The sequence below is a fragment of the Bacillus sp. UNCCL81 genome (assembly GCF_900112535.1).
In the GTDB taxonomy this organism is placed as follows: Bacteria; Bacillota; Bacilli; order Bacillales; family Bacillaceae_G; genus Gottfriedia; species Gottfriedia luciferensis_B.
This window is the reverse complement of record NZ_FOMF01000008.1, coordinates 210,171-222,670: the sequence shown is the minus strand read 5'-3', so window position 1 is coordinate 222,670 and position 12,500 is coordinate 210,171. Positions and strand designations below refer to the sequence as shown.

Annotated in this window: 11 protein-coding genes; 6 read left to right on the top strand and 5 right to left on the bottom strand. The window is 30.9% G+C overall.

Annotation, left to right across the window (positions count from 1 at the left end; translation table 11 throughout):
* The first annotated feature begins 344 nt into the window (after positions 1-344).
* Positions 345-518: a hypothetical protein gene (locus tag BM319_RS24790; RefSeq protein ID WP_158095150.1), complete on the top strand. Its 174-nt coding sequence runs from the start codon at positions 345-347 to the stop codon at positions 516-518.
* Positions 519-660: 142 nt separating this feature from the next.
* Here BM319_RS24790 and BM319_RS17955 read toward each other — a convergent pair whose 3' ends face one another.
* Positions 661-1,587, bottom strand: a complete 927-nt coding sequence (locus tag BM319_RS17955; protein WP_091023979.1) for a DMT family transporter — start codon at positions 1,585-1,587, stop codon at positions 661-663.
* Between the two features lie 119 nt (positions 1,588-1,706).
* On the opposite strand from BM319_RS17955, the gene pdxR reads away from it, so the two are divergent.
* The gene (gene pdxR / locus BM319_RS17950; RefSeq protein WP_091023976.1) at positions 1,707-3,104 is read left to right on the top strand and encodes a MocR-like pyridoxine biosynthesis transcription factor PdxR; all 1,398 of its coding nucleotides are present in this window, start codon (positions 1,707-1,709) and stop codon (positions 3,102-3,104) included.
* A 173-nt stretch (positions 3,105-3,277) separates the two neighbouring features.
* On the opposite strand, the gene BM319_RS17945 is transcribed toward pdxR, so the two are convergent.
* The 4 genes from BM319_RS17945 to BM319_RS17930 all read right to left on the bottom strand — a co-directional run bounded on the left by BM319_RS17945 (position 3,278) and on the right by BM319_RS17930 (position 8,776).
* Positions 3,278-4,372 carry a Ger(x)C family spore germination protein gene (locus BM319_RS17945; RefSeq protein ID WP_091023974.1) on the bottom strand — a complete coding sequence of 365 codons (1,095 nt, stop codon included), beginning with the start codon at positions 4,370-4,372 and terminating at the stop codon, positions 3,278-3,280.
* On the bottom strand, positions 4,369-5,475 hold the full coding sequence (locus BM319_RS17940; RefSeq protein WP_091023973.1) for a GerAB/ArcD/ProY family transporter: 1,107 nt from the start codon (positions 5,473-5,475) through the stop codon (positions 4,369-4,371). The genes BM319_RS17945 and BM319_RS17940 overlap by 4 nt, the downstream gene beginning before the upstream one ends.
* Entirely contained in the window at positions 5,472-6,932 is a 1,461-nt protein-coding gene (locus BM319_RS17935; protein WP_175495638.1) for a spore germination protein, read from the bottom strand. The genes BM319_RS17940 and BM319_RS17935 overlap by 4 nt, the downstream gene beginning before the upstream one ends.
* 143 nt (positions 6,933-7,075) lie before the next feature.
* Positions 7,076-8,776 (bottom strand): M4 family metallopeptidase, encoded by a 1,701-nt coding sequence (locus BM319_RS17930; protein ID WP_069033154.1) that lies wholly within the window; start codon positions 8,774-8,776, stop codon positions 7,076-7,078.
* Between the two features lie 246 nt (positions 8,777-9,022).
* On the opposite strand from BM319_RS17930, the gene BM319_RS17925 reads away from it, so the two are divergent.
* From BM319_RS17925 to BM319_RS17910, 4 genes are all read left to right on the top strand, one after another.
* Positions 9,023-9,610 (top strand): DUF4047 domain-containing protein, encoded by a 588-nt coding sequence (locus BM319_RS17925; protein ID WP_091023970.1) that lies wholly within the window; start codon positions 9,023-9,025, stop codon positions 9,608-9,610.
* A 48-nt stretch (positions 9,611-9,658) separates the two neighbouring features.
* Entirely contained in the window at positions 9,659-10,201 is a 543-nt protein-coding gene (sipW, locus tag BM319_RS17920) for a signal peptidase I SipW (protein ID WP_069033156.1), read from the top strand.
* Between the two features lie 85 nt (positions 10,202-10,286).
* Positions 10,287-10,898, top strand: a complete 612-nt coding sequence (locus tag BM319_RS17915; protein ID WP_091023968.1) for a TasA family protein — start codon at positions 10,287-10,289, stop codon at positions 10,896-10,898.
* A 254-nt stretch (positions 10,899-11,152) separates the two neighbouring features.
* Entirely contained in the window at positions 11,153-12,400 is a 1,248-nt protein-coding gene (locus BM319_RS17910; RefSeq protein WP_091023966.1) for a helix-turn-helix domain-containing protein, read from the top strand.
* Positions 12,401-12,500 lie beyond the last annotated feature (100 nt).

Genomic DNA, 12,500 nt, shown 5'->3' with positions numbered 1-12,500 from the left:
AAGAAGTTAGTAAAGTGGATACCAATCATAATGGAAGAGTTACGATAGTTGGAGAATTGAATAAAATGGAGTACGAATAGATAGGAAGTGAAAAACAGAAAAGCCCCTTAAGGGTTTTTCTGTTTTTTGTTGTAAATAAAAGGTTTCTTCAAAATTATAAAAACCACTGCTGATCATGTAATATTAACTAGTAGAGCACTTTTAATATTGTGAGGGTGTTTTAAATTTTTTTAATACTTCAGATTTTTTGTTTTAGTAAAATAATTTATTTTTTGTGATATAATTTTAAAGTGAGATTGTAATATATGCATCTTAGAATTTCTAAAAGGAGCAAAATTTTTAAAATGAAATGGTTAATTGTATTTGGACCTGTAATAGAATTAGCATTATATGCAATAGTTTCTAAGTTTTGGGTAAGTGATTTTAAAGAAATAAAACCAATAATTATTTTACAAATAGTACTTTACACTTTTCTAATTACACCATTATTACTTTGGGGATATATGTTAAAGCACTAATAAATATAATTTTATAATGAAGTAAGCATACCAACGAAAATTCGGGAAGTATGCTTTTTTTTTTGCTTATTTTTCTTGGCCTTCATCTTTTTACAATTTACAAAAAACAAATGTTTTCCATTCAATGAAGTTACATTTGGCATTATATTTGTTCAGTTGTGAATGTTGATTTTGTTACTTTTTCTGGCATAGTTAAGAAAATAACTGCAATGACGATACATATACCACCTAGTAATTGGTATACTCCGAAAGATTCCTTTAGCCAAGTAATAGAAACAATAGTTGCTACAAGCGGTTCGATACTAGATAAAATACTAGTCTCTGTTGCTGATAAATATTTTAGGCTACCGATGTAGAGAAGAAAAGAAAGAGTACCTATTATAATAATTAAAATTAGCAAAGAGAATGTTGAAAATGTAAAGGTTTGTGAAAATTGCTTCCATTCAAAAGAATGATTGTAAATAAATAATGCAATACCTCCAATTAGCATACCCCAGCCAATAATAAGAGTCGTCCCCCATTGTTGAATAAGGGAAGTAGGGTGTAGTGTATAGAAGGTAAAACCAATAGCTGTTAACAGTCCGAATAAAATAGTTTCCTTTGACATGACTATATTATGGGCTGATCCATTTGTAATAATAAAGTATGTGCCGATCAGTGCGGAGAAAATTGCTAATACCTGCAAGGTAGAAGGCAGTTTTTTATTCTGTATTGCAACATAAATAGTAATCAGAACTGGCCCTAAAAATTGGAATAGAGTAGCGGTCACAGCATTACTAATATGCACAGTTTCGATAAAAGCATATTGTGCGCCAAGCATCCCGAGAATAGAGAAAATGATAAGGTGTAATAGATGAACTGGCTGTTGCCAAATACGAAATATATTTTGTTTTTTTGTAAGTAAGAAACATAAAATAAAGACCCCAGCAAGTAAGAGGCGAATGACTAAATAGTCGATAGATGATATTGTCGTACGTTGAAAAAACCACTGAATTAATGGACCTGATAATCCCCATAGAGTAGCTCCTGTAAGAATCATAAATAGTCCAAGACGTCTGCTGTTTTGCATGATCATGATGCTCCTTTCAAAAATTGCTTTTATTCAATTTACATGATAAAAAGTATTATATATAACCTCTGGTACTATACAAAGTATCAATAATATGTTTTGTGAAGGGGTCAGTTTACATGTTAGAGTTAACACCAAATTTGAATATTGAGTCAAAAATGCCGTTGTATGTACAGTTATATGGGTATATAAAAGAAGAAATACGAAGTGGAAAAATACCTCCTATGACGAAGCTACCAGCAAAAAGAAAGTTAGCAATGTATTTAGAAGTAAGTAAAAATACAGTTGAATCGGCATATGAACAACTTCTGGCAGAAGGATATATTGAATCCGTTTCACGTAAGGGCTATTTTGTATGTGAAATTGAGCAAATAATGCTTACTGATAAAAATAGAGAATTTGTTAAAGAAGTATCATACGGAGAACAGATTTATAAATACGATTTTATACAAACGGGTGTAGATCCTAAGTCATTTCCATTCGCTACTTATCGGAAAATTTCAAATGAGGTATGGCAGCAAGAAAATAAGGATCTTCTATTTCTTGGTCATCCTCAAGGTGAATCCAACTTGCGTGAAGAGATTGCGAAATATTTATATGAATCAAGAGGTGTTAGATGTTCATCGAGTCAAATTGTAATAGGAGCTGGAACCCAATTTTTAATAAGAATATTGTTTCAATTACTAAAGGGAAAGCATTTTGCAGTTGAAAATCCAGGGTATCATCGAAAATTGGTTGTTTTTGAGAAGGGAGAAGAAAATGTTCAAATGATTCCACTTGATGAGGATGGGATCTCTATTGCAGCTTTAGAAGCTAGCAATGCGGAAGTTATTTTCGTTACACCGTCTCACCAATTTCCTTGTGGAATGATTATGCCAATTAAAAGAAGAGGACAACTATTACAATGGGCACAAGAGGAGTATGGACGTTATATTATTGAAGATGATTATGACAGTGAATTTCGTTATTCTGGAAAGCCGATTCCAGCATTACAGGGGCTTGACATAGAGGGAAACGTAATTTACATGGGAACATTTTCAAAAGCTTTACTCCCATCATTACGAATGAGTTATATGGTGTTGCCAAAACAGCTAATTAAATTGTATCAATCACAATATTTATTTTATACACAAAGTGTTTCGAGAATTGATCAAGAAATCATTAGAAGATTTTTAAACGAAGGACATTGGGAAAAACATATTCATAAAATGCGAGTTGTATACAGAAAAAAGAGAGATGTTCTTGTTTCGGCGATAGAAAGGTACTTTTCTAATAAAGTGGAAGTGATAGGAGAAGATTCTGGCTTACATATTTTATTAAAGGTTCATAATGGAATGTTAGAAGAAGAGTTAATTACAAGGGCGGCTGAAAATAGTATTAAAGTATATCCAGTTTCAATGTATTATAGCGAAGGGAATCATCCAAAAAATACAGTTTTACTTGGATTTGCTATTTTATCAGAGGCAGAGATTGAAAAGGCTATTCGATTGCTATATAATTCATGGTTCAAAATATAACATGATCGAAAAAAATAGTTCTCAAGAGCATGAGAGTCAGTGAAATAATCGCTGAACATGAGAATAAAATGAAGTACCAATAGAACAAGCAAAACAAAAAAAGCCCGTTAATGGGCTTTCCTGATTATGCCATGTAAATAAAATGATTGCTAAACTTTACTTGTTTTAACCGATCATAAAATAATCCCACTTGTATACATAATTACCTTTGTACTGATCTCAAAGGGAACTTTTGAATAATCTTTTTCCCAATTTAATTTATTCCATGTATTTGTATGGTAGGCCATTAAATATCTGCCAATCCCTAATGCATCACAATTAGCGTCTTGAAGAATGCTAACTACTTCTTTTAACTCCTTTTCGATTTTTTCAGCAATTTTGTTTTCTATTTCCTTTTTTTTAATATTACTAGCTAAATCTTCGCCAGTAAATTCGGTTAAATCAATCTTTATTTTTAAGTCGATCTTTACTTTAGGTTGCTTTTCATTTTTGATTTGTAGGTTTCTTTTTATACTTTTTACTTTAAAAGAGATAACTTCATTGTTACTACCCAATTGTTCAGACAAACTCATTGTATGATTTTTTTTGTCTTGCATTAGTAACAATAATTTTGATTGTTTATTATTTAATATTTTTCCAGTAAATTGATTGTTTTCTAAAAGTGCTACACCTTTAATTTTTATTGTTTCATCATCAGTTTTTTCTAAAAAAGGGAGGACTATATCAGTGCCTGGATCATCCATTTTTTTATAAATGGTCTCTTGTGTCTCTTTTGGAATAACAGATATATTTTCACCAGCTTCTAGCATTTCTGAAAGGGACTCACTAATAAAAATATCTTTGTAAGTTTTCATTTCAATAATACTAGAAGCTTGTCCTTTTACGATTGCTACTCGTGAAGTTAGAGGACTTCTAATAAATCGGAAAAAGTTATCAAAATAAGGATACAAATTATTTTTTGCAATATTTTCCCCTAAAAGCATCACTAGTAATTTGTTGGCAGAAAAACTACCAGGAATTTGGTAATCAATATTGTTTCGTACATCTCTTACAGAAGCACCTTGATCATTAATAATATAATTAGTGGCTTCGGTTTGGTCACCCTTTGAAATATTTGTTCTTACGCTTGCAGTTGCCTTAATGCTGTCGTTAGTAAGTTGGTCAAATGCAATACTTAGTACAAGTGCAGAGTCTTTCAAGGAGTGCTGATCCCAACAACCCGTTAAAAAGAAGATTAATAAAAAAGTAATGTAATGATTTTTTTTCATGACACGTTAACTTCCTTACTTTTAAGCTTAAAGAGAAGGGAAATACATAAAATCAACAATGGAATCAAAACGATAAAAATAAAGCTAGAAATAGATAAAATTTTTAATAATATATCTATAAATCCTTTTGAAGTTGGTACGAAATTACCTACTAAAAAGATAAGAAAGCAAATTGTAAGAGTAGAATAGATTCTATTTTTTCTAATTAAATTCGAGATTCCGATATTAGCCAAACTTAAATAAGATACATAGGAAGAGGCAATTATGACAAACCAAACTGAAAGAAATAGTAAATCTAGTCGCTCTAGTTCTTTAAAAAATGTTAAGGTTTTAAATAAATAAATTGTCGGTTCTGGAATTAAACGCATTTCCTTTTTACTAAAGAATATGAAGCATAAAACTACAGTAAATAGATTGATCATTGTAATAAATAATGTGGAAAAAACAGTACTTTTTATTGTTTTCCTATGAGCGCTATTTACAAATGGGTAGAGAACTAAAAGGCCCTCAAAACCATGTAAGAAAACATAAGACTTATAGCTTCCTTTTACTATTTGAGAAAAATTAGCTTGAGTAACCGGGAGTAAAAATTTCCATTCTACTTGTTGAAATGCTTCAACACTAAAAATAAAAATGATTAAAATTGTCCAAAAAGATAACTGGAAAAATCGAGTCGTAGTTCGAATATTTTCTTTCCCTAGATAGATTCCAATTATAAATAAAAGAAGTAAAATACTCCAAGATGGTGAGTTTGGAAAAACCCATTTACTAAATATAAATAGATAAAATTGGTTAATTAAATAAGCTATAAAAATAAAATATAAAATATAACTAATTTTCAATATTCCACCAAGCCATTTTCCAAAAAAATACGAACAAATTTCAAATATTGTTAAATTCGGAAACCGCTTAAGTAAAAATGAATATAGAAATACAGTACAAATCGAATATAGGCAAGAAAGCAATAAGGAAATCCATCCATCATAAGCACTTTCTCGATATAAATGCATTGGTAACGTTAGAATTGCAACGTTTAATTGGGAGATTACCAAATAAAAAAATAATTGAAAGGATGAAATAGTCTCATTTTGCTTAATTATCATTTTTTCCACCCTTTCGTATCTTTTGATTGAATAGTATCAATAGGCTGTGCGTTTGTCGGTCGAGTTTTCATTTTCCAATTAGGTACCCTTATTAAAGCATCCTTTAAATCTTTTAAACGAATCGGTGCAAGAGGTGAAAAATAGGGAGTGCCAAAGGACTCGAGTTTAATTATATGTATAAAAATAAGAGTTAAACCGAATATAATACCTACAAATCCATAAATTGATGCCAAAATAATCATTGGAAAACTTAATAACCGAAGTGAAAAACTCATTTCATGAACAGGAACAATAAATGACGCAACTGCTGTAATGGCGAGGACGACTATCATTGTATTCGATACTAAATTTGCCTCTACGATAGCTGTTCCAATCACAAGTCCTCCGACAATTCCGATTGTTTGAGCAATTGGACTTGGAAGTCGAATAGATGCTTCTCTTAATAATTCCAATATTAATTGCATAATGATGGCTTCGACAAACGGAGAAAATGGTACAAATTCGATACTGTTTTGAATAGTAGTAACTAATTCATATGGGAGAATTTCATAGCTAAATGAAACAATAGATATGTATACTGCAGGTAAAGTTATACATAGAAAAAAACTAAATAGCCTAATAATCCTTAAAAAAGTCCCTATTAAAACTCTTCCATTATAGTCATCAGGAGTTTGGAAAAAAGTAAAAAAAGAAGCTGGCATAATTGAAACCGTTGGACTTCCTTCAACTATTACGCAAATTTTCCCGTCAAATAAATTAGAAATAACTCGGTCAGGACGCTCCGTTTCTAGAATTTGTGGAAATGGTGAAAGTGAACTATCCTCAATAAATTCTTCTAACTTACCAGTTGTTAAGTTATTTTCAAGTTGAATCGAGTTAATACGGAATTTAACAATTTCTAGAATATCTTTATTTACGATATTATCTAAATATAAAATTCCAACATTTGTACTAGGACTACCAATTGGTAAAACTTCTATTTTAAAATCTGAGCTTCTAATTCTACTTCTTAGAAAATTTATATTTTTGTTAAGGCTCTCAACAAAACCGTCATGAGAACCTGAAACAACTTTTTCATTTGTAGGCTCACTTGTCGATCTTACTTCGAATAAAACAGTATCTATGATAAAAGCTTCATTTGAACTATCCACTAACAATACTGTATTTCCATTCGTAAGAGCCTCTTGTATTTCGTTCAAACAATTAGTTGTCGAAATAGTTGAAACAGGTAGATCGGTCATGATATTGCCTTGCTTAATATTTAAAAGTACTTTAATAATTTTTTCGTTAATAATATCTTTGTTCGAGATTGTATCAATAAAAGCAATACATAGTGGTTTATTATTGAATGTGATTTTTCTAGTTTTGAAATCAAAAACATTTGAAAACTCATCTTTTAATTTTTCTAAATTACTAGTAATGTCCTTAGAAATTGTAATTATTGGTTGGGTTTTCAATAATATTCCACCTCCTGTTGGATATTATTTGTAAAATTGATAAACATATTCACTGATCAATTTATGTAACTATGAACAATTAATAAATGAACGATAATAACAAAAAGAAAACCATGAACAACAGTTCATGGTTTTTCCGACTATTAGTTTACACCTACAGAAGTATATGCATCCATAACCGCTTGGGTTTCTGCTGAAGGCAAACCATTTTTATCTGGATATAAGTCGCGAGCAGACTGAATTGCAGCTTCTCTCATTTCTTTAAATCCAGAAGAAGGAGTTAGGTAAAGAGTTATTGCACGGTAGTAAATTTTTTCTGCTTTCGTTCTACCCATCCCTTTAATTGTAATACCATTATTTGTGCCACCTTGAGTTAATAAGTAAGCTGCTTTATTATTGATACCACTGTTTATGTGTACTCCTCCATTATCCTCAGTACCTAAATAGCGATCCTGGTATGTATCAGGATAGTGACCTGAAGCCATATATCTTGTAGCTTTTGAAGCTGGATCGCTCATTGAACGAAGCCCACCGTCACCAGGAATGTTCGGTGTTGTGATATCTTCTCCAAGTTCCCATTCAGTAACTCCTGTAGTATACATTTGAGCAAAGTTACCCATGACATCTGCTAGGGATTCATTAATAGCTCCAGATTCGTTCTTATAAATTAAGTCGGCTGAGTGTTCAATTACGCCGTGAGTCATTTCATGGCCAGCTACATCTAATCCACCAGCCAGTGAACTAAATTTTATACCATCTCCATCACCATATACCATTTGTCTCCCATTCCATGCAGCGTTATTCCATTTTACTCCAACATGGACTGTGTTAATTAATGTCATTCCGTTATTATCTAAACTATTACGTTTATGAATATATTGATAGTATTTGTTCACTTTATCTGAATTGTATACAGCAGATACTGCAGCAGGATTAGTGAATGTATTAGTTGGACTATTCGTCGATATTTCATAACCTGTAAATCCAAAAATGCCACCAAGTTGGAAAACGACTTCATCCATACGACGAGCGTCGAAAGTAGTAATTGGTACAATTTTAGAATTGTAAACTGAAGCACCATATAAATAGCTTGTTCCGGTTGAAGGATCTTTAACGGCAGTAAAAGATTGCATGTTTCCATGTAGGTCTAACCCTCTGCCAGTTACTGGAGTAAGAGTTGTTGCATCAATTTCATCTAGTGCATCGTACTGATCAATTACTTCTCCACTAATCGCATCTATAAAGTAGTGGAAGTAACCTGGTGCAGGTACTGAAGTAGATGCTTTTACTAAATAAGTTAAATAATATTTCCCTTTATAAGGGTAAATCATTAATTGAGAGTCAATTCCATCATAATTTTTAACTTCACCAATTTGTGATTGAATGTCTTCTTTAGCGGTTGAAATTGCATCCTCTTCAGAAATAGATGCCTCAGTAGGAATAAGAGTTCGAGATAGATTCTGAGTTACTTTACCGATCGAGGCGTACACATTATTATCTGCATCTAAAGCAACTGTTTGACCAGAACCATAAATTGGAATTCCTTTGTATTGCTCGACCGTACGTACATGATAAGTGCCAGTTGAAGGATCAGTTTGTTCACTTACAATTTTAAATTGCTCTCCAATATTAGCTAACTTTGTGAGCTGATTTTCTACTTTTGAATTAAGGTAGTTTTTTACAATTTCATCCTTATTCACTACTTCAGAAACAGTTGCTGCGCTAGCGGCGCTACCCCCAAATGTTGTTACAGTTGGTAATACTCCTCCTAACACAACTGACAATGATAACACCGCAGGAATAGCAATCTTTTTATTCCTAAACTTCAAATCTTTCTTTTTCAATTAACCCACCTCTTTGATAGAATTTTGTAACAATTACAATTATTGTGAAAAATCGAGGCGAAATCAATGCATTTTTCACAATTTCATTTCTGGATAATTTTTATGTGGTTTATTAATGTTTCTTCCGAAATCGACAAATTCTAACAAAATTCTTGGCGGTTTTTCGTCGAAATTATCCTAATTTTAATTTTCTGATAATTATGTATAATGAAAATCAATTACTGAAATTCACAAAGGGGAAAGTGCATGAGGAGTACAAGTCAAAAAAGCATTTTATTTTCGAGTCTAATTTGTATTTCTTTTTATACGGGAATTCAATTTGTAGGTGAAACTGATGCAGCATTTTCTAGCCAAGCTTCATCAGCTCCAGTCAATCTATCAACAGCAATTGTTTTTCCCTCAAATGTAAAGAAATTAGAAGATGAGGCACAGAATATTGCAGATACGATAAATAAAGAATATAAAACAATTTTCCTTTCGCCTTCAAATGTTACATTACTGGAGTTACGTGAAAGACTTGGCAAAATTAATGAAATTGAACGGGAGATAAATGTTCAATTAGGTGATTTAGAAAGTATAAAAAAGGAACTATCTACTACTAAATTAAAAATAAAAAATCAAAAAGGAGTAGACAAACAGACTTTTGCTTTTGTGGGGGAAGGGGATCAAAAGGTATCTAGTATTCTGAAAGAAGTGCATTCTATGATTGATTTTCAACAAATTGAAGCTGTTCGATCTTCAATTTCTAATCAGATAAACAACATAGAAGAAAAAGCTAAGCTAAATTATGTAGAAAATCATTCTAAGACAAACTCTGATGATAATAATGACTAGATATTTAGCATCTATGAATAATGAAATTTTAGTGAAGGGGAAAAAAATATGAAAAAATTAGTAATTATTTCGATTAATTTAATTAAACTAATTGGTTTAGTTATTTTATGTATTATGGCGTTTATCGTTCTTTCATCTAAAATAACCGGACAAGAGCCTACAATTAAGGGATATCAATTAAAAACAGTATTATCGGGTTCAATGGAACCTATTTTTCAAACAGGTTCGATCATACAAATAAAACTAGAGCCTAACAATTATGCCTATCAAAAGGGTGATATTATTACGTTTCATACAAAAGATAGATTAGTAACCCATAGAATTCTTGAAGTTAAAAACAAGAATGGGGAAATTACATATAAAACGAAGGGTGATAATAATAACGGCCCGGATTTATGGATAATTTCACAACGAGATGTCATTGGAAAATACACTGGTATTACGATTCCATACTTAGGCTATGTTATGAACTATGCCAATTCAAAAATCGGATCAGCGCTGTTATTAATAATTCCAGGTATATTACTTATTATTTCGGCTTTATACTCCATTATTGGTGCAAAAAAAGAGTTAGAAATTTTACAAGGTTAATCGTATTGGTTAGATCTCCTATGTATTAAATAGGACATACATAGGAGTTTAATATATTTTATTTTTATCCAAGGGGGAATTAAGAATGAGTTTTACGAAGAAGGTAAGTCAAGGAGTAATGAGTGCTGCGTTAGGTTTATCATTAGTTGGAGGAGGAACATTTGCTTATTTTAGTGATTCGGTAGAAACACAGAATACATTTGCTGCAGGTACATTAGATTTAGGGATGAATCCTAGTACGGTTGTTAATATTAGTAACATTAAACCAGGTGATGAGGTTTATCGCGAATTTACACTCGAGAACAATGGTACATTAGACATTAGTAAGGTACTACTAGAAACAAAATATACAGTGGAAGATGTTAATTCAAATAATCATGGTGATGATCTAGCAAAACACATTAAAGTCACAATAATGTACAATACAAGTAGTGCAACTAATCCAATTGTTGAAACAACCTTATATGATTTACAAACTCAACAACCTGATGTTACTCAAATTGATACACTATCAGGTCCTAAACCAGATGGTATTATTGCGGGGGACAAAGAAAAAATCTTTGTATTATTTGAATTTGTAGATAATGGACAAGACCAAAATCATTTTCAAGGGGATAGCCTAAAAGTAAATTGGACTTTTAATGCACAACAAGGTAATTCAACGTATTATGATGATACAGATGAAAATAATAATTAATCTATATCTGATTATAAGTGACAATTAAATAGATATTAAAACACCTCTAAATAATTGCTGAAAAAGTGTAGTGAATTATTAGATGTGTTTTTTTATTTTATCTGAAAAAGTCTAATAGATTAGTTAAATATTTTCTTTTGATATCCAATTTTTCTATTTGCAAATTAAAAAAGTTAATTTAAAATAATTGTTATTAATTATTGAAAATTCAATTAAATTAAAAAATGAATAGGAAAATTAAAGGGAGAAATAAAATGATAGAGGGTCAAATCATAAGATATTATCGACAAAAACTTGGGTTAACACTTGAACAACTAGGCAAGGGAATATGTACTCTCGCATATCTCAGTAAAATTGAACTCGGTCAAACAATCTATTCCTCGGAAATCGTTGAATTACTGTCAAATCGTTTAAATATTGATATTAATAATGAAGTGAATCTCTTTAAGAATACAAAAGATTCACTAAATCGATGGCAAAAGGCCATTTTTATGCAAAATATGAAAGAGGTTGAAGAGTTAAAAGAGGAATTGGAAAAAAAACCGTATTTACACTCCACTGAGTTTGCACCATTTTATCAGTTATTAAGGGCAAAGTATTACATTTTAAAGAAAGAATATGAAAAGTCTTATACAATTTTGAGAAGTGTTGAAAAGGAATTTCCAGTTCTTCCTCAATATGAAAAGAATTTACAATTGCACGTATGGGGGATATACTATACCTCGATTTATGATACGTCAAATTCAAATAATAAAAATTTAGCTTTAAATATTTTGAAGAAAATTAATATGGATGAGTATAAAACTCCAGAATATTATTATAATTTGGCTGAAGCATATCATTTAGTTCAAAATAAAATGATGGCATATGTATATGCTGAAAAAGCTTTAGTACATTTCAAAGAAATGAATAATCTTGTCATGATGCTTGAAGCAGAGGCTCTAATGCTTGCACAAATTCAGAATGATCAACATGCCGATTTTGAAAAGATTGTAGAATCTTATAAAAGTCTGATTCACTTATGCGATTTACTACATGAACCTGATAAAAAGGTTAGTCTTCTAGGCAACTTATCAAATTTGTTCTATAGTAGAAAAGATTATATTCGCGCTCAGGAAATAGTACAAGATGCATTGGAAATCGTTGATAAGAAGTCTATACGATACGTTAGGCAACTTCGTAATTATTTAGTAATCTGTTTGGAAGGTAATCTAATGAAGAAAACAGAAATGTTAAAAATAGCCCAACATGGGTTATTAACAGCAAAAAAGTTGGACAATCTTCTACTTCAAAAAGCATTTAAAATGCTTATCTATCGAATTGAAGAAAATATTGAACAATACTACAAATACATAGAACTGGATGCTCTACCATACTTTCAGTCGATGAAGTATTCAATGTGGATTAACAAGTATGCTAAAGAATTATATAGTCATTACATAGATACTGAACAATATGAGAAAGTGGCTAAAATGTCAAATATTTTAGTAGAAGTTAATTAGATAGATCGTTGTAGTTAATTTAAATACTGAGTAATATTGATTAATATGTCATAAATAAGGAATAGCATAAATTTCGTAAAATTACGGGTTTATGCTTTTT

Coding starts and splice junctions, on each gene's coding strand:
- BM319_RS24790 (WP_158095150.1), top strand. CDS start 345: ATGAAATGGTTAATTGTATTTGGACCTGTAATAGAATTAGCATTATAT.
- BM319_RS17955 (WP_091023979.1), bottom strand. CDS start 1,587: ATGCAAAACAGCAGACGTCTTGGACTATTTATGATTCTTACAGGAGCT.
- pdxR (WP_091023976.1), top strand. CDS start 1,707: ATGTTAGAGTTAACACCAAATTTGAATATTGAGTCAAAAATGCCGTTG.
- BM319_RS17945 (WP_091023974.1), bottom strand. CDS start 4,372: ATGAAAAAAAATCATTACATTACTTTTTTATTAATCTTCTTTTTAACG.
- BM319_RS17940 (WP_091023973.1), bottom strand. CDS start 5,475: ATGATAATTAAGCAAAATGAGACTATTTCATCCTTTCAATTATTTTTT.
- BM319_RS17925 (WP_091023970.1), top strand. CDS start 9,023: ATGAGGAGTACAAGTCAAAAAAGCATTTTATTTTCGAGTCTAATTTGT.
- sipW (WP_069033156.1), top strand. CDS start 9,659: ATGAAAAAATTAGTAATTATTTCGATTAATTTAATTAAACTAATTGGT.
- BM319_RS17915 (WP_091023968.1), top strand. CDS start 10,287: ATGAGTTTTACGAAGAAGGTAAGTCAAGGAGTAATGAGTGCTGCGTTA.
- BM319_RS17910 (WP_091023966.1), top strand. CDS start 11,153: ATGATAGAGGGTCAAATCATAAGATATTATCGACAAAAACTTGGGTTA.